Genomic DNA, 16,089 nt, shown 5'->3' on the forward strand with positions numbered 1-16,089 from the left:
GGTGTTTTTTTCGGGAGGGGGTCTCAGCGACGAGTGAGGAGCGCCCGTGCCCGCTGTCGACCAGCATCCGTGGCAGCCGGCCGCGGCCGTGGTGAGGGATTGGCTGGCGGGCCCGGCCACGTCCGGCGATCTGTCGGCGGCCCGCGCCCAGATGGGTTTCTCACTCGCCTGGCACATCATCCTGGCCTGTCTGGGCGTGGGGCTTCCGCTGCTCACGCTGATCGCCGAGTGGTGGGGGGTGCGCACCGGCGACCCCTCGTACCGGCTGCTCGCCCGGCGCTGGGCGCGGGCCATGGGGGTGCTGTTCGCCGTGGGCGCGGTCTCCGGCACGATCCTCAGCTTTGAGATGGGGCTGCTGTGGCCGGGGCTGATGGGCCGTTACGGGCAGGTCATCGGGCTGCCGTTCGCCATCGAGGGGATCGCCTTCTTCATCGAGGCCATCTTCCTCGGCATCTACCTCTACGCATGGGACCGGCTGCCGCCGCGCGTCCATATGCTCACCGCGGTCCCCATCATCGTCGCCGGTATCGCCTCGGCGTTCTTCGTGGTGTGCGCCAACGCGTGGATGAACGAGCCACGTGGCTTCACCGTCCGCGACGGCCGGGTCGTGGATGTCGATCCGCTCGCCGCGATGTTCAACCCCGCCAGCCCGCCGCAGACCGTCCATATGATCCTCGCCGCGCTGATGGTGGCGGCCTTCCTGACCGCGAGCGTGTACGCGGTCGCCCTGCTGCGCGGCCGCACCGACCGCTACCACCGCGCGGGGTTCTTCATCCCGTTCATCCTCGGCGCCGTCGTCTCGCCCGTCCAGCTCGTGGTCGGCGACTGGATCGCCCGCTTCGTGGCCGACCACCAGCCGATCAAGCTCGCCGCCATGGAGGGCGTGTTCACCACCTCCAGCCATGTGCCGATCACCTTGGGCGGCATCGCGGGCGACCACGGCATCAAGTACGGTCTGGAGATCCCGAACGGCCTGTCGCTGCTGGTCGGTTTCAGCCCCAACACGGTCATCGAGGGGCTGAACCAGGTTCCACCCGCGCTGCGGCCCCCGGTCACCGGCACCCATCTGTCGTTCGACCTGATGGTTCTCGGCGGACTGTTCCTGCTCGGGCTCGGGGTCTGGCTGCTGCTGGCCTGGTGGCGCACCCGGCGCCGGGGCGAGACCGACCCGCTGGCCCGCCGGGGCACGCGCCTGTTCCTGTGGCTGGCCTCCCTCAGCGGCCTGGCGTCGGTCGTCTCGCTGGAGTGCGGCTGGGTCGTCACCGAGGAGGGCCGCCAGCCCTGGGTGGTGCAGGGGATCCTCAGTGTCCGGGACGCGGTGAACCCCGCCCCCGGCCTGATGATCGGGCTGTGGCTGCTGCTCGCGGTGTACGCCGCGATGACGGTGGCCACCGTCTATGTGCTGCGCCGGCTCGCGGGCGAGCGCCCGGTCCCGGTGGCCCCGCAGGAAGCCGATGTGACCGGCTATCCGGTCACGTGAACCGCTGGAGGTCCTGATGCTCGCGGACACCGTCCTGGTGGTGATGTGGCTGGGTCTGATGTGCTACGCCCTCTTCGCCGGGGCCGACTTCGGGGCCGGGCTGTGGGATCTGGTGGCCGGTGGCAGCCGTCGTGGACGGCCGCAGCGCGCACTGATCGAGCACGCCATCGGACCGGTCTGGGAGGCCAACCATGTATGGCTGATCTTCGTGCTGGTGATGTTGTGGAGCGCTTTCCCCGAAGTGTTCGCCGCCGTGATGTCCACCCTCTATCTGCCGCTGACCCTTACGGCGCTCGGCATCATCGCGCGCGGCGCCGCCTTCGCGTTCCGCAAGGCCAGCACCGAGCTGTGGCAGCAGCGGCTGTTCGGGGGCTGCTTCGCCACCTCCTCGGTCATCACGCCCTTCTTCCTCGGCGCCGTCGCCGGTGGTGTGGCCTCCGGGCGCGTACCGTCCGGGCTGGCCGCGGGCAGTACGGTCACCAGCTGGATCAATCCGACGTCCATGCTCGGCGGTGTGCTGGCCGTGGTGACCTGCGCCCATCTGGCCGCCGTCTATCTGTGCGCGGACGCGGCCCGCGGCGGCGGGCCCGAGCTGGTACGGGCGTTCCGGCTGCGCGCCCTGGTCAGCGGGCTGGTGGCGGGCGCCGTCGCACTCGTGGGCATCGCCGTGCTGGACGCCGACGCGCCCCGGCTGTTCCACGGACTCACCCATCGCGCCCTGCCGCTGGTGGTGCTGTCCGCCGTCGCCGGAGTGGCCGGACTGCTCCTGCTGCTGCGGTCGCTGTGGGGATGGGCAAGGGCCGCCGCCGCCCTCGCCGTGGCCCTCATCCTCTGGGCCTGGGGCGTGGCACAGTACCCGCTGGTGCTGGAACCGGACCTCACCGTGGCACGGGCGGCCGCTCCGCCGTCGGTGCTGATCGCGGTGCTGATCGTGTTCCTGGCCGGAGCGCTGCTGCTGATCCCGTCCCTGGGGTGGCTCTACACGCTCTTCCAGCACCCGAGGACCGGTGCCGCGGCGGGCGCCGAGGAGGCGCGCTGAGCGGTCAGGCGGCGTCGATCAGCGCCAGGTCCGGGGGGACGAGCGTGGTCGACATCATCAGGGCGCGGATCAGATGGTCGTTGAGCGCGTTCCCGACCGGTTCGCCGACCTCCTCGCGGGTCAGCCAGGGCACTCCGTCCCGGGAGAGCATCATGCGGACCCGGTTGACCAGGTGCTCGACGCGCTTTTCCCGCCAGCCCTCATCGGGGCGCAACTCCGCGAGCTGGGCGGCCGTCTGCTTCCAGGTGAGGGGCTGCGGCCGGGGTTCGTGGAGCAGATACCGCTGGCCGAGGACGACGAGCGCCAGCTTCTCCTCGTCGGTGAGCACCCATACACGAGGCGGGCGGGTGACGTCCCCGGGCAGCGGTACGGGCCGCTCGGCCTCGGGGCCGCTGACGAAGACCTCCAGCAGATGCTCACGGTCGCGCGAGCCCCGGACGAACAGCGGGGTGTAGCCGGTTTCGAGGGGCAGTGGCTCCTCGCCCGTGAAGAGCAGCCGCGACGGGAAGCGGAGGGGCAGCCGGCCGTTGTTGGCGACCCACCACCGGCCGTGGCGGTGGGTCAGTCTGCCCTGGCAGCGGCTGACCTGGGGGTCGTCCTCGCCCACACAGACGTGCACCTCGGGGCGGTTCCGCCCGAAGAGCAGTTCACGCCCGTCACCGGGGCCCAGGGTGATGCCGCCGGTCAGGGCGAGGGCGAAGGCGGTGCCCGGCACCGGCGCGGTCACACCGCGGGCCAGGCTGCCGTGCGCGGCGGGCAGGAGACGGCCGCCCGCGGCGGGGCGGCCGGGGGCGGGGCGACGGGCGGCGGGGGCCCGTCCGGTGGCGCGGCGGTCGCTGCCGGGAGGTGTGCTCATGATGTCGGTAGTTTCTTCGCGGCCGTGGCGGCGAGCGCCTTGGCGGAGTGGCAGAGCGTTTCGGTGGACTTCGGCCCGTAGACGTTCAACGACACCATCTCAACGGTGTCGTCACCGAGGGAGTTGCGGTACGAGCGGTGGAGCATCCGGACGAGGCATGAGTCGTCGTCCCACTCGTTGGGCGACACGACGCTCCGATTGCCCGCGATCACCGCCCGCTGACCGCCCTCCGAGGTGAACTGATTGTCCCGGTTGAACACCAGCTTCACCCCGGCGTCGCCCGAGCCGTTCGTCCACTCGCACTGCCAGTCCCCGAAGCCCGCCTCATGGTCCTCCACCTGGACACCGGAGGCCCGCTTGATCTCATCGCCGTCCAGCACCCGGCATGCGTGTCCCCGCAGCAGAGAACTCGCGGCCGGCTGCCCCGCGCGCCGGGGCACCTGGCCGCGGTCCAGCACGCTCACCGCGTAGTCGGTGGCGGCGTCGCCCAGTTGGCACGGGTCGGGGGCCGGGGTGTCGAGCCGCTCGGTGATGATCCAGATCTGCTTGCGGTCGGCGGACGCGATGTTCCGCAGGCACTCGTCCCCCTCGCGCTGGAACGCGCCGACGGTGACATTGCCGACCCTTCTGGTGGGCACATCGCCGCCCGGCTCCGGCGGTTCGGAGGAGAAGTTGAGCTGGACGTCGGCGATGTCATCGCCGCTTTTGCCGTGCAGCAGGACATCGCATCGATCGATCTCGCCGTAGTCCGGGTCGAGTACGGTCTCGCCGAAGCGGCTGAGCGAGGCGGGATTGAGCAACTTGCAGGGATCGGCCGTCCGCGCGTCGCCCACGGTGCCGGCCGGTCCGTGCGGGGACACCGAGTCGGTCACCCCGGACCCGCCGCGCCCGCCGTCCTTGCCGGACCCGCGGCTCTCATCGGATCGCCCGCCGCTCCAGGGTCCGAAGAGGGCGGCCCAGGCCACCAGGACCGCGGCGGTGCAAAGCGCGGCCGCGGCGATCACCACCCGGCGGCGCGGGCGGCGCCAGGACCCTCGGACCAACGGCCTCACCAGCCGCATCGTGAAGGGGGTGCGGTCCAGCGTCTCGCCGTCGCGGGGGTCCTCGGCGCTGTCGAGGCCCTCGATGTGCGGGGATGCCGGGGCGACCCGGCGCAGCAACCGCACGGCCTGCTGGGCGGCGGGGCGCCGCTTCGGCTCCACGTTCAGCAGCGCGGTGAGCGTGTCCACCAGCGGACCGGCCCGGTGCGGGGTCTCGATATAGCCCTCGATGGCCCGCGCCACATAGGCCATGGGATGCGATGCCTCGCCGTACGGGGACCGGCCCTCGATCACCGCGTAGAGGGTCGCGCCCAGCGAGAAGACATCGGACTTACGGTCGGCCGCCTCCCCCCTGGCCACCTCGGGCGGCAGATACGGCGGCTTGCCGCGCACCCCGCCCGTCCTGGTCATCGTGGCCTCGCTCCACAGCGCCCGGGAGATGCCGAAGTCGGTCAGCTTGGCGACCCCGTCCTCGGTGATCAGCACGTTCTCCGGGGTGACATCGCCGTGCACCACGCCCTCGGCATGCGACTTCGCCAGCGCGGCGGCGATCTGGCAGCCGATGGAGCCCGCCTCCTCCGGGGAGAGCGCGCCCCGGCTGCGCACCATGTCCGCGAGGCTGCCCCCGGACACGTACTCCATGACGATCCAGCAGACCTCGCTCTCGTCCACGAAGTCGAACACCGACACGATATGCGGATGGTGCAGCCGTGCGGCGTTGCGCGCCTCGTTGGTGAGTCGCAGCACCGCGCGGTCGTCGTCCGGACGCGCGCACTTCACCGCGACCTGGCGGTCCAGCAGCTCATCGTGGGCCCGCCAGACCACTCCCATCCCGCCCCTGCCGATGGGCTCCTGGAGGAGATATCGGCCGGCGACCCTGTCACCGGCCTCCGCCATCACCCGCACCCCCGCTACCCCGCTTCTTCGCACCAGTCACGTTCCATTGTCGCCACGGAGAGTACTTGCCCATGACGTCAGTGGGTAGCGCTTCCGGCGGATAGCCCCGGAAAGAGGGAAGCCTCCGGCGCACGGCGGTCGCTTCCGCAACGGGGCGGCGGACGTTGGCCGGTGGAGCGCCATCGCGCGCCTGCCCATGTCACCCCTGCCCCGGACCGGCGTTCCGGTGCAGGGGTGATGTCATCAAGTGGCCGAGACGGGTGGCCCCACCCGGGTCACGGCACGATTTCCTCCTTGACCACGATGTGGCCGGAGTCGGGGTCGAGGACGCCGCCGAGCCGGGCGTACGCCCCGTCGGTCAGGTCGAGGCACTTGGGCACCGACGGGGTCCACGCGAAGGTGCCGCGGTCGTTGATCCGCACGACCAGCGACGCGTTGTTGGCGAGGTTGGTGACCTTCACCCGGGTCCCGAACGGCAGTTGCGGATCACGGCTCAGCGAAGTCGCCGCGGTGTCCGCGTTGTTGTCGAAGAGCTCGCCGCTGGCGGTGTAGGCACCGGGAGGTATGTAGCCGTAGTGCGTCGCCCAGCAGGGCTCACCGGCCGGCGGGGTGTCGCTGGTGGCGGCGGTGCTCGCCGGGGCGACCCCCAGCACGGCGGTCAGTGCGACGGCCGCGGCCGCCACTCGGCCGATCAGCGTTCCCTTGCGCATGGCGAAGGACCTCATTCCGGGTTGTCGTGGTGTGGGGTGGGCGCGGGAGGGCCGTTCGTCAGTCGGCCGCGCGGTAGGCGGCGCCCGACTGGTTGGGCGTCGCGCCGTTGTAGAGCCCGGTGCCGCCGCGATCCGCGGACAGCGTGAACCACGCGTACCGCTCGACGAAGGACAGCCCCTGGAGCATGGCGGTGGACTTCGTCACGAAGTCGGCCTGCTGGGCCTGGGGCGGATACCTCGGCGTACCGGTCGAGAAGTCGATCAGCGCGTACTCGGTGAGCCAGATCGGCTTCTTGTAGCGGTCGTACGTGGCCTGGAGATAGCTCCGCAGCTGGTCGGTCGCGCGGGTGGCGTCGAAGTCCCCGCCGTACCAGTGCAGCGGGATGAAGTCGACCTTGTGGCCACGGTCGGCGGCGCCCTTCATGAAGCGGTCGAGCCAGCCATTGGCGACGTCGCCGCCGTAGGCCACGGCGGGCGCGCCGAGCCGCATACCGGTCGACTGGAGCCGTGGCCACAGGTCGAGGGCCTTCTCCACGGTCATATTGGCCTGGCCCGCCATGTCCGGTTCATTGAAGCCGAGCAGGGTCGTGCCCTCGCTCTTGGCCCGGTTGAGTTCGGCGTCGGTCACCGAGCCCGAGCCCCAGATCATGGGCACGAACTCGACACCGGCAGGTGCGTTGATCTGCTCCCTGCCCGAGGCCCAGGTGTAGAACCAGCCGACCTTGGCATCGGACATCGCGGCGGTGACCCCGTTGAAGTTCCAGGCGCTGACGCCCTTCTTCTTCGCCACCGCGGCGGTGGCGGCATCGGTGGCGCCCGCCTGGCTGCCCGCGGTCAGCAGGGTCAACACCGCGAGCAGTACGGTCAGCAGGCGTACCCCGCGTGCTCCGCGTACCCCCCGAATCCCGTGTGCAGCGCGCATCCTGTGCACTTCGTCTCTCCCTTCCTCTCCTCATCCGGCCTGGTGGGTCAAGTGGCGGACCGGCCGGTCAGGCGGCGCTGTGGAAGGTGACGGTGAAACCGCTGCACCGGGCGCACTGCTGCATCACCTGGTTGCCCGGCTCCTGGTCCTGCTTGGACCATCCGTAAGCCTTGGGGCAATGGGCTGCGATCATGTCGCTGTAGGGCGTCTTGGCGTCCCGGTTGGGGCTGGTGCACAGCATCGGCTCGCCATCCGGCCAACTGGTCAGATCGCCGGGAGGACACAGCGGCAGCAGGTTCTCCGAGCAGCCCATCGTGCCGCACCCTCCGCCGCCCGCGGCATCCTTGGGGGCGATGGTGACAGGCTGCGAGAACGCGTTGACGTAGCTGACGTTGTACCAGGGGGCGAGCGTGTCCTCGGTGTCGAAGTTGAACTCCGCGAGGCTCGTGGGTTGTTCACCGGACTCGCAGTGGTCGGCGAACTTGCCGCAGTCCCCCACCAGGCAGTGGAAGGTGCTGCCCGATGCCCCGGTGCATCCTTGGCGTGCGAAGAACTTGCCACGCCAGTGGCCGGGTTCCGCCGTCTCGGGAATCGTCACCGTGCCCGACTGGCCCGGCTCCAGGATGGGTAGCGTGGCGAACGGCTTGGATCCGTCGTTGTTGACATCGCTGCCGATCCACACCTTCTTGCCGGTGTCGTTGACGAACGTGACCGTGTGATCGGCCGCCGTGGCCGCGGCCGGTGCGGCATCGGACAGCGTGTGCGCGCCGGTGCCGGGGGTGGCGCCCGCGCCGGTCCCCGCATCGGGGCTCAGGGCCACCAGGACCGCTACGGCCGTGGCGGCCATGGCGGTCACGACTTTCCGCAAGGCGCCGTAGCGCTCCCATAAGCCGAATCTGTCACGATCATGACAATCTACACGCACCGGGAACTCTCCGAGGTCCGGCCTCAGTTGAGGACATCAACGTGAGGACACGCTCCAGGGCTGACGGTCCCCCATGACAGCGTCCCGGGCCGAATACGTCAATGGTCTGGACCAAATTCGGACACCGGGAAGCATGGAGGGAACGCGTCGAACCGTAGCCCGGCACGCCATGAGCCGCTCCCCGATTCGGCAGATGTCACGCCACGCCGCTGGGGCGGAACTGGATGCTGATCCGTGGACCGGTGGCGCGGGAGGATTTGGGGATCGCGTGTTCCCAGGTCCGCTGGCAGGAGCCGCCCATCACCAGGAGGTCGCCGTGACCGAGCGGCCGTCGCAGGGCACTGCCACCGCCACGCGGGCGGAGCAGCAGGTCCCGGGGCGCGCCCACGGACAGGATGGCCACCATGGTGTCCTCGGTGCCGCCGCGCCCGATGCGGTCGCCGTGCCAGGCCACGCTGTCCCGGCCATCGCGGTAGTAGCACAGCCCGGCCGTGGTGAATTGCTCCCCCAGCTCGGTGGCGTAGTACGCGGAGAGCGCCTCCCGGGCCTCGGAGAGGACGGGGTGCGGCAGCGGGTCCTCGGCGCCGTAGAAGGCGAGCAGCCGGGGGACGTCCACCATCTGCTCGTACATATGCCGCCGCTCGGCCTTCCAGGGGACCTCGGCGACGAGCCGGGTGAACAGGTCGTCCGCTCCCCTCAGCCACCCGGGCAGCAGATCGATCCAGGCCCCGGACCCGAGCTCGGTCCTGCGCGTCCCGCGCAGCGAGCCGAGGCCGATGTCATCGGCCTGGTCGAAGAGCGAGCCCTGGAGATACGCACCCATATGGGCAGCGTACCCGCGTAATCGAGCAAGCGTTCCACAGATGGACATAGGGGGCGGACTCACTGTTGTTATGGCGGTGATATCGCAGGTCAGAGGCTGTTCGCCACGGCCAGGCGCCAACGACGACACCGTCCGAGCCGTCGCGGGACACTTGGACCCTGACGAGTTCCCTTCCGCGTCGGCCGGGGGCCCATGACCATGCGCACACCACGCGGCACACCGCGTCCCGCCGCCCCGGCGGCGCCACTCCCGGGGCTGGGGCCCAGGACCTGGGGCGAGGTGCCGCGCCGGTCCCGGCAGGTCCTGGTGGTGACGGGCGGCGACCGGAACGCGCCGGTGTCCACGGCGGTCCTGTACGAGCACACCGGGGCCGGCTGGCGGGCCGGACCAGGCCAGCCGGCACATAACGCGCTCAACGGCTGGACCGACCACCACCGGGAAGGCGATCTGCGCTCCCCCATCGGCGTCTACACCCTCACAGACGCCGGCGGACGGCTCCCCGACCCCGGCACCCGGCTGCCCTACGACCGGTCTGCCGACTTCAGCGTGGGCGGCACGGGCTTCGCGGGCGAGCCCCTGGCCGGCTCGTTCGACTATGTGATCGCCATCGACTACAACCGCCGGCCCGGCACCTCGCCCCTGGACCGGACCCGCCCCCTCGGCCCGGAGCGCGGCGGCGGCATCTGGCTGCATATCGACCACGGCGGCCCCACACACGGCTGTGTCAGCCTCGGGGCGGACGCCATGAAGGAGCTGCTCCGGACGCTGGACCCCGACCGCGGGCCCGTCGTCGTCATGGGCGACGCGGCTTCCCTGGAACGCTGAGGGCCGTCCGCGGCGGAGCGCCGGTGCGCTGATGGCCGTCACGGGCCCGGATCACTCCGGGAAGCGGCTGCGGTGGGCACAGCGCGTCAGCGGCTCGGCGATGGCCCGCACCAGCCAGTCCAGTTCGGCCTGATGGGCCCGTACCGGGTTGCGCAGGGTGCCGACCCCCTCGATGGAGATCTCCACCACGTCCCCGGCGCGCAGCGTGAAGTCGAGCGCGGGCACGATGCCGGTGCCGGTGGACAGCACGGCGCCGTCGGGGAAGGGCTGGGAGCGCCACAGGTGGTCCACCAGCCCCTGCGGAGTGCGGTGGAACGCGGCCGTGGAGGTGGCCGCCTGATAGGCCGCCTCGCCGTCGCGCCACACCGCCATGGTGATCTCCAGCGCGTCGGGGGCCTCGATCTCCCAGGCGGGCACGATGGCGGAGGACACGGCGGCGCTTCCGGCGTAGATCTTTGCCTGGGGGAGGTAGAGCGGGTTCTCGCCCTCGATGGACCGGGAGCTGACGTCGTCGGCGACCAGATAGCCGACGGTCTCGCCGTGCCGGTTGAGGACCAGCGCCAGCTCGGGCTCGGGGACGTTCAGCTCGGAGTCGTCCCGTACGGCGATGGGCTCGCCATCGGTCACCACGCGCCAGGGCGGCGATTTGAAGAACAGCTCCGGGCGCTCGGCGTCGTAGATCCGCTCGTACACCGACTGCTCGGTGCTCTCCTCCACCCTGGCCTCGCGTGAGCGTTCATACGTCACCCCCGCCGCCCACAGCTCCATCAGCCCGTCCAGCGGCGGCAGCGGCAGGACGTCCCGCTCATGGACGGCCGCCGGGCCGGAGGCGGTGTGCTCCACCAGGGCCCGCAGCTCCGCCATGGACAGCCGCAGCAGCTCGGCGATGAGCGGCGCCCCGGGGAAGGCCCGGATCCCTCCGGTGTCGTCGGCCACTCCGGTCCGGACGGTCCCGGTGTCATCGGCGAAACGCACGATGCGTGTCATCTGTCGCCCTCTCCTCTCGTGACGATGTGACCGGGCCTCCCTGCGGACCACACCGTCTCGCGGAAACATCTGTTCGCTTTCCCTCGCCCTTCTGCCCTCAGGAGGGCGCGCCGACCCCTCGTGCCGTCGATGCCGAGATCACCGATGTCCGCTTCCCGACCTCCCGGCACCTCGACGGCTCCGACGCCATGAACGACGCCATGAACACCGACGAGGCCACGCGCGACCGGCTCCCGGAGCGGATCGAGCGGGGTCAGATGTCGCGCCGGGCGAGGAAGCCCAGCAGTGTACGCAGCTCCGCGCCCGCCCGGGGCGCCAGCGGCAGACTCGCCAGGCATGTCTCCACGGCGGCGATGTGGCGGTCGGCCTCCGCCAGGGCCGCGGAGCGGCCACCGGCCTGCTCGATCAGGGCGGCCGCTCGGCGTGTGGTGGCGTCGTCCGGGGTGTCCGGGGACTCCTCCAGGAGCGTGGCCAGCCGCTCGGCGGCCGGGGCGCCGGGTCCGCCGGCGCCCAGCGCGGCGAGCACGGGGAAGGTCTTCTTGCGCTGCCGCAGATCGCGGTGGACGGGTTTGCCCGTGACCGCGGGGTCGCCCCAGATGCCCAGCAGATCGTCCACCACCTGGAACGCCACGCCCATGTGCCGTCCGGCCCGGTCCAGGGCGGCCACGGTGCTCTCCGGCGCCCCGGCGAGTTCGGCGCCCAGGGCGGCGGCGCAGCCGAGCAGCGCGCCGGTCTTGTGCTCGACCATCGTGCGGTACTCCGCCGGCCCCACCGCCGTGGGCCCGGTCCAGGGGCGCGACTCGAAGAGCAGGTCGTCCGCCTGACCGCGGACGAGGTCGCCCAGTGCCGCGCTCAGGCGCCGCACCGCGGCCGCGGCTCCCGCGCCGTCCACGGCGGCCAGCGCCTCCACGGCCAGCGCGAACAGGGCGTCACCGGCGAGTACGGCCGGGCCGGTCCCGTACGCCTTCCACACGGTGGGGCGGGTGCGGCGGGTCTGGTCGCCGTCCATGATGTCGTCGTGCAGCAGCGAGAAGGTGTGCACCAGCTCCACCGCCACCGCACCGGCGACCGCCGCCTCACCGGATGCCCCGGCCGCCTCCGCGCACAGCACGGAGAGGGCCTGCCGTATCCCCTTGCCGCCCGCCCCCTCGGCGGGCGTGCCGCCCACATCGCACCAGCCGAAGGAGTACGCGGCCATCTCGGCCACCCAGGGGTGCAGCCGCCCGACCGTCCCGACCAGGGTCGGGCGCACCAACTCCCGGCAGCGGCCCAGGATTTCGCCCGCGGTCGCGGTGGTCTCGTCCGCCCCGAGGAGCACGGGGAACGCCGTTGTCACAGCGCCACCTCCATGACCTCCGTGAGACCGAACTCCTCCCGGGCACGGTCCACCATCCGGCAGGCGTGCCGCAGCCCGATCCGCTCCAGCTCACCGGCCAGTTCGGACAGGTCCTCGGCGGTACGGGCACGGTCGCGGCCCAGCCGGGCCAGGGACTTGATGAGCCCGAGGCGGGCGAGCCCCTCGCCGCGCGGCTCGCTCATGTCGCGGAACTCTTCCAGCGCCTGCTCGTACATCGCGCGGGCCGCCTCGTAACGGCCCGCGCGGTAGAGCACATTGCCGCGCATCTTGTGGTTGTAGGCCAGCGCGCTCACCAAGTTCATCTCACGGCAGGTCAGTTCGGCCTCGGAGAGCAGCTCCAGCGCGCGCTCCACGTCCCCGTCGCGTACGGACACGATGTCGGCCATGCCCCGCAGCGCCCATGCGTGTCCGCGCCGGTCGTCGGCCTTGGCGGCTATCTCCGCGGCCTCCTGGAACATCGCGTGGGCCGAGTCGTACGACCCGGTGTTGCGGTGCATCTGGGCGATGCCCTCCAGCGCCCATACGGTGTGGCGTGCCTCGCCGCGCTTCCGCGCCTCGGCGAGGAGCCGCTCGTGCAGTTCGCCCACGGCCTCGTAGTCGCCCTGGATACGGCCGGTCTCCGCCATCCCGGCCAGCGAGTAGCCGCGGACGACGATGTCCCCGCCGCGTTCGCCGAGGTCGGCCGCGAGTCCGAGCAGCCGCCACGCCAGCGCCAGCGCGCCACGCTGCCGGGCGAGCGTGCCTCCGCTCCACAGCGCCCACGCCATCGCTCCGACGTCACCCGCCGCACGGGCCGCGCGGTAGCTGGCCTTCCACTCGCGGTCGGCCTCGCCCACCTGCCCCAGTCTCCGGTACGCCTCGGCGACCGCGAGCCCCGCACGGGCCGCCTCACCCGGGGAGCCGCCCCGCTCGGCCGCCCGCAACTGCTCGGTGCCCGCGGCCAGTACATCGGCCAACGAGGAGTTCACGGACAGGGTGGTGAGGGAGCCCTGGTACTCGGGTGCGAATGCCTTGCCGTACATGGATGCCTTCCGTCTGTTGTCCCAGGAGCGCGCGACCGCATCTATACACGGGATGTATACGTCGAACGTATACATCGCAGGTATGCGCCCCATGTATACACGCCGCGTATAGGCGCCGGGAAACCGGCCCCATCAGGAGCAGCACTGCTGCGCGTTCGTTGTGGATCAAGACGCCATCGGACCCGTTGAGGTTTACCGCGCGGCTCCGGGAGTGGCAAAAACTTATGGAGCCGGTCGCGCGCCGTCCGCCACCTCGCGCTCGATCCAACGGCAGATCACATCCACCGCATAGGTCCGCTCCGCGCGGGTCAGCTCCCGCCCCTTGGGGATCTGGTGCCAGCGCTCGAGGCAGGTACGGCAGCAGGTGGCGGTCGCATGCTGGGCGACGAACACGGGGTGGCCGCGGTAAGGCGTCTGCTTGCCGTCTTTTCGGGGCTCGGCGGGAGCCAGCCGCTTGGCGATCACGTCATACGCGTACCAGCGCATCGCCGACGGACCGCTCAGCTCGGCCGTGGCCAGGTCACGACCGCGCAGATGGAACTTCGCGCGGAACGGGTGGCGCGCGATGGCGGCCAGCCGCTGGTCGAGCGAGTCGGACATCAAAAGCTCCCGGAGACGACAAAAGCCCCTTTCGATCCTATGACGGCGGGCCCGCACCACCATTGGCCGGTGCCCGGCCTTGCGGGTCGGTGGGGCCAGGGGCACCGTGACGGCCATGGTGGACACGCAGTTCTCCGATCGCCGGCTGGCCGCGCTCTACGACCTGTTCTGCCCCTGGGACGAGCGCGGCGACTTCGCGTTCTACCTGCCCCTGGTGATGTCCGCCCGCTCCGTCCTGGACGTGGGGTGCGGAACGGGCGCGCTGTTGCGCAGGGCGCGGGAGGACGGACACACGGGGCGGCTGTGCGGACTGGACCCCGGGGCGGGGATGCTGGAGGTGGCGCGGGAGTGCCCGGATGCGGAGTGGGTGCTCGGTGACCTGCTCTCGGCGCCGGGGTGGAGCCGTGAGTTCCAGCTGGTGGTGATGAGCGGCCACGCCTTCCAGGGGCTTCTCGGCGACGATGAGTTGCGCGGTGCGCTGGCCGCGGTCGCCACAGCGCTGACCGACGACGGCCGCTTCGTGTTCGAGACCCGCAATCCGCTGGTGCGGGAGTGGGAGGACTGGAACACGCGGTACTCGGGCGAGGTGGTGGACTCCGCGGGGACCGTGGTGCGCTGCGTGTGCGAGGTGGAGACGCCGGTGCGCGGCGATCTCGTCTCGGCCACGTACACCTACACCGGCGGGGGCTGGGAGCGGCCCCTGCTGAGCCGCAGCACGCTGCGGTTTCTCGGCCCGGACGCGCTGGCGGAGCTCCTGGACGAGGCGGGACTGGTCGTGGCCGAGCAGTTCGGGGGCTGGGACCGCGGGCCGCTGACGGACACCAGCCCGGAGATCATCACCGTCGCACGCCGCCCCCGCTGACTCGGCGCCCGGCCGTCAGTGCTGGTCGCCGCAGCGGTGACGGTGATCGTCATGGGCTACCGCAACCCCGCAAAGTCGCGAACTATCGCATCTGGCCCCGAACGCGTACTATCGCGTTCGGGTTGATCGTGACCGCCCAACTCCCCCCGCACGCCTTTGAGTTCCCCGAGGAGCACTCCCATGCCCACGCTGCTGGACCCGGTCCTGGATCTGCTGATGCTCCGTGGCACCGTCACCGAGGCCGAACCGATCACCGCCCGTATGCGCCGACTGCGCATCGAGGGCGACACCCTCGCCGGGCTCGCCGTCCGCCCCGGGCAGCAGGTGCGCGTCCTGGTTGGCTCCGGACTGACCCGTCGTACGTACTCCGTATGGCGCTACGACCCCTCCGGTGCCGTCGAGTTGTGCGTGCTGGACCACGCCGGAGCGGGACCGGGAGCACAGTGGGGCAGGAGCGTCGAGGTCGGCGAGCGGGTGCGCCTGGGCAAGCCCGAGGGGTCGTTCACACTCCGGCCCGAGGCCGCGCACCACGTCTTCGTCGGGGAGGAGACGGCATCCGTCGCCTTCGGCGCGATGCTGACCGCACTGCCGACCGGGGCGCGCGTCTCCGGCTGTGTGGAGACGGAGACGGCCGCGGACCGGCTGCCCCTGCCCCACTCGGACCGCCTCGACTGGCTGACCAGGGGCGGAACTTCACTCCCGGACGCGGTACGACGCCTCGCCCCCGAGCCGGGCGGGATCGCCTACGTGGCCGGGGAGGCCCGTACCGTGCAGCAGGTGCGGCAGGTGCTCGTCCGGGAGGCGGGCTGGGACCGTCGCGCGGTGCTCACCAAGCCGTTCTGGGCGCCGGGAAAGCGGGGACTGGAGTAGGACGGCCAGGTCCCGCGCCCACCGCACACCCGCCGGGCGGAAGGGGCCGTCTCCGCCGACGATCCCGGGCGGCCGGACCGCGACACCTCGGCGCCCGGCGCTGCGAAGCCTGCCGCGGCAGCTCAGGCGGCCTCGGCCCGGGCGCGGCGTGCCTCGTGGAGGAGTTCGCCCCACCACAGCAACTCGTCGAGCATCGCCTTCGCGGCGCCGTTCGGGCCCTCCGGGTCCCGTAGCCGGCCCTCCGGGCCGAAGAGCTCGTAGTAGCGGGGGAACGTCACGGCGTTGCGCACCGTATGCGCCTGGAGCTCGGCGAAGACCTGGCGAAGCTGCTCGATGGCGAGCAGGCCGCCGCTGGCTCCGCTGTAGCCGACGAAGCCGATCGGCTTGGCCTCCCACTCCGTGTAGTGCCAGTCGATCGCGGCCTTCAGGGAGGCGGGGAAGCTGCGGTTGTAGTCGGGCGTCACCACGACCACCGCGTCGGCCTCCTCGAGCCGCCGGGTGAGGCCCGCCATCCCGGCGGGACGGGCCATACGGGGTTCGAGGGCGGGTGGCACCGCCGGGAGGGCCAGTGGCAGGGGTGTGTCGGCGAGATCGACGAGGTTCACCGCGAAGCGGCCGTACTCCTCGGCCCGTTCCGCGAACCACTTGGCGACCACCGGGCCGAAGCGGCCCTCTCGGACGCTGCCGATGACCACGGCGAGGTTGAGGGGTTCACCGTTCCGGGGCTGACCGTTCATGGGCTCAGTGGGCATGGTGGTTCGGCACCTCTCCTTGTGCTGGGGTCCGTTGGATCGCCTTCGAATCTGCCGTGGTTGCCGGGTGCCAGGAAGGCCGGGCCGAGGCTGGTAGTGGCAGGGCCACGATCCGGACGGGC

At 71.4% G+C, this 16,089-nt stretch carries 15 protein-coding genes and 1 pseudogene; 5 read left to right on the forward strand and 11 right to left on the reverse strand.

The features are described 5' to 3' along the window. Positions 1-46 precede the first annotated feature (46 nt). Together AB0E24_RS30300 and AB0E24_RS30305 are read left to right on the forward strand one after the other, a co-directional pair. On the forward strand, positions 47-1,480 hold the full coding sequence (locus AB0E24_RS30300) for a cytochrome ubiquinol oxidase subunit I (protein WP_370685110.1): 1,434 nt from the start codon (positions 47-49) through the stop codon (positions 1,478-1,480). Between the two features lie 16 nt (positions 1,481-1,496). Next, positions 1,497-2,519, forward strand: a complete 1,023-nt coding sequence (locus AB0E24_RS30305; protein ID WP_079256351.1) for a cytochrome d ubiquinol oxidase subunit II — start codon at positions 1,497-1,499, stop codon at positions 2,517-2,519. Between the two features lie 4 nt (positions 2,520-2,523). Here AB0E24_RS30305 and AB0E24_RS30310 read toward each other — a convergent pair whose 3' ends face one another. From AB0E24_RS30310 to AB0E24_RS30335, 6 genes are all read right to left on the reverse strand, one after another. After that, positions 2,524-3,375: an FHA domain-containing protein gene (locus tag AB0E24_RS30310; RefSeq protein ID WP_232636613.1), complete on the reverse strand. Its 852-nt coding sequence runs from the start codon at positions 3,373-3,375 to the stop codon at positions 2,524-2,526. Beyond that, positions 3,372-5,312, reverse strand: a complete 1,941-nt coding sequence (locus AB0E24_RS30315) for a serine/threonine-protein kinase (RefSeq protein ID WP_359381726.1) — start codon at positions 5,310-5,312, stop codon at positions 3,372-3,374. Before AB0E24_RS30315 ends, AB0E24_RS30310 begins: the two co-directional genes overlap by 4 nt. A gap of 275 nt (positions 5,313-5,587) precedes the next feature. Then, complete coding sequence (locus AB0E24_RS30320) at positions 5,588-6,022, reverse strand: septal ring lytic transglycosylase RlpA family protein (RefSeq protein WP_231981586.1); 435 nt, start codon at positions 6,020-6,022, stop codon at positions 5,588-5,590. A 58-nt stretch (positions 6,023-6,080) separates the two neighbouring features. Beyond that, positions 6,081-6,944 carry a glycoside hydrolase family protein gene (locus AB0E24_RS30325; RefSeq protein ID WP_359381730.1) on the reverse strand — a complete coding sequence of 288 codons (864 nt, stop codon included), beginning with the start codon at positions 6,942-6,944 and terminating at the stop codon, positions 6,081-6,083. 67 nt (positions 6,945-7,011) lie between these two features. Then, positions 7,012-7,791, reverse strand: coding sequence for a thaumatin family protein (locus AB0E24_RS30330; RefSeq protein ID WP_359381837.1), 780 nt, complete (start codon positions 7,789-7,791; stop codon positions 7,012-7,014). A 274-nt stretch (positions 7,792-8,065) separates the two neighbouring features. Further along, positions 8,066-8,692 carry an alpha-ketoglutarate-dependent dioxygenase AlkB gene (locus tag AB0E24_RS30335; RefSeq protein WP_359381733.1) on the reverse strand — a complete coding sequence of 209 codons (627 nt, stop codon included), beginning with the start codon at positions 8,690-8,692 and terminating at the stop codon, positions 8,066-8,068. A 201-nt stretch (positions 8,693-8,893) separates the two neighbouring features. On the opposite strand from AB0E24_RS30335, the pseudogene AB0E24_RS30340 reads away from it, so the two are divergent. After that, positions 8,894-9,517 (forward strand): annotated as a pseudogene (locus tag AB0E24_RS30340) (L,D-transpeptidase family protein); the annotation flags it as partial. Positions 9,518-9,568: 51 nt separating this feature from the next. Here the strand turns inward: AB0E24_RS30340 and AB0E24_RS30345 are convergent. The 4 genes from AB0E24_RS30345 to AB0E24_RS30360 all read right to left on the reverse strand — a co-directional run bounded on the left by AB0E24_RS30345 (position 9,569) and on the right by AB0E24_RS30360 (position 13,483). Further along, the gene (locus AB0E24_RS30345) at positions 9,569-10,504 is read right to left on the reverse strand and encodes a fumarylacetoacetate hydrolase family protein (protein WP_359381739.1); all 936 of its coding nucleotides are present in this window, start codon (positions 10,502-10,504) and stop codon (positions 9,569-9,571) included. 253 nt (positions 10,505-10,757) lie between these two features. Next, on the reverse strand, positions 10,758-11,840 hold the full coding sequence (locus AB0E24_RS30350; protein ID WP_231981584.1) for a polyprenyl synthetase family protein: 1,083 nt from the start codon (positions 11,838-11,840) through the stop codon (positions 10,758-10,760). Continuing rightward, positions 11,837-12,883 (reverse strand): tetratricopeptide repeat protein, encoded by a 1,047-nt coding sequence (locus AB0E24_RS30355; protein ID WP_069867663.1) that lies wholly within the window; start codon positions 12,881-12,883, stop codon positions 11,837-11,839. Before AB0E24_RS30355 ends, AB0E24_RS30350 begins: the two co-directional genes overlap by 4 nt. A 222-nt stretch (positions 12,884-13,105) precedes the next feature. Then, positions 13,106-13,483 carry a DUF4186 domain-containing protein gene (locus AB0E24_RS30360; RefSeq protein ID WP_359381744.1) on the reverse strand — a complete coding sequence of 126 codons (378 nt, stop codon included), beginning with the start codon at positions 13,481-13,483 and terminating at the stop codon, positions 13,106-13,108. Between the two features lie 115 nt (positions 13,484-13,598). On the opposite strand from AB0E24_RS30360, the gene AB0E24_RS30365 reads away from it, so the two are divergent. After that, a complete protein-coding gene (locus AB0E24_RS30365; RefSeq protein ID WP_359381747.1) occupies positions 13,599-14,345 on the forward strand; it encodes a class I SAM-dependent methyltransferase in 747 nt (248 codons plus the stop codon). Between the two features lie 180 nt (positions 14,346-14,525). Beyond that, positions 14,526-15,215, forward strand: a complete 690-nt coding sequence (locus tag AB0E24_RS30370) for a siderophore-interacting protein (RefSeq protein ID WP_099012573.1) — start codon at positions 14,526-14,528, stop codon at positions 15,213-15,215. A gap of 122 nt (positions 15,216-15,337) precedes the next feature. Here the strand turns inward: AB0E24_RS30370 and AB0E24_RS30375 are convergent, their stop codons facing one another. Further along, positions 15,338-15,967 carry an NADPH-dependent FMN reductase gene (locus AB0E24_RS30375; RefSeq protein WP_359381751.1) on the reverse strand — a complete coding sequence of 210 codons (630 nt, stop codon included), beginning with the start codon at positions 15,965-15,967 and terminating at the stop codon, positions 15,338-15,340. Positions 15,968-16,089 lie beyond the last annotated feature (122 nt).

The organism is Streptomyces malaysiensis subsp. malaysiensis (assembly GCF_040653035.1).
Lineage (GTDB): Bacteria > Actinomycetota > Actinomycetes > Streptomycetales > Streptomycetaceae > Streptomyces > Streptomyces malaysiensis.

Bases quoted from the DNA above. Each gene is read 5' to 3' on its own strand.
- AB0E24_RS30330 (WP_359381837.1), bottom strand. From the start codon at position 7,791: ATGGCCGCCACGGCCGTAGCGGTCCTGGTGGCCCTGAGCCCCGATGCG.
- AB0E24_RS30370 (WP_099012573.1), top strand. From the start codon at position 14,526: ATGCCCACGCTGCTGGACCCGGTCCTGGATCTGCTGATGCTCCGTGGC.
- AB0E24_RS30320 (WP_231981586.1), bottom strand. From the start codon at position 6,022: ATGCGCAAGGGAACGCTGATCGGCCGAGTGGCGGCCGCGGCCGTCGCA.
- AB0E24_RS30325 (WP_359381730.1), bottom strand. From the start codon at position 6,944: ATGCGCGCTGCACACGGGATTCGGGGGGTACGCGGAGCACGCGGGGTA.
- AB0E24_RS30355 (WP_069867663.1), bottom strand. From the start codon at position 12,883: ATGTACGGCAAGGCATTCGCACCCGAGTACCAGGGCTCCCTCACCACC.
- AB0E24_RS30365 (WP_359381747.1), top strand. From the start codon at position 13,599: ATGGTGGACACGCAGTTCTCCGATCGCCGGCTGGCCGCGCTCTACGAC.
- AB0E24_RS30375 (WP_359381751.1), bottom strand. From the start codon at position 15,967: ATGCCCACTGAGCCCATGAACGGTCAGCCCCGGAACGGTGAACCCCTC.
- AB0E24_RS30310 (WP_232636613.1), bottom strand. From the start codon at position 3,375: ATGAGCACACCTCCCGGCAGCGACCGCCGCGCCACCGGACGGGCCCCC.
- AB0E24_RS30335 (WP_359381733.1), bottom strand. From the start codon at position 8,692: ATGGGTGCGTATCTCCAGGGCTCGCTCTTCGACCAGGCCGATGACATC.
- AB0E24_RS30360 (WP_359381744.1), bottom strand. From the start codon at position 13,483: ATGTCCGACTCGCTCGACCAGCGGCTGGCCGCCATCGCGCGCCACCCG.
- AB0E24_RS30345 (WP_359381739.1), bottom strand. From the start codon at position 10,504: ATGACACGCATCGTGCGTTTCGCCGATGACACCGGGACCGTCCGGACC.
- AB0E24_RS30315 (WP_359381726.1), bottom strand. From the start codon at position 5,312: ATGGCGGAGGCCGGTGACAGGGTCGCCGGCCGATATCTCCTCCAGGAG.
- AB0E24_RS30305 (WP_079256351.1), top strand. From the start codon at position 1,497: ATGCTCGCGGACACCGTCCTGGTGGTGATGTGGCTGGGTCTGATGTGC.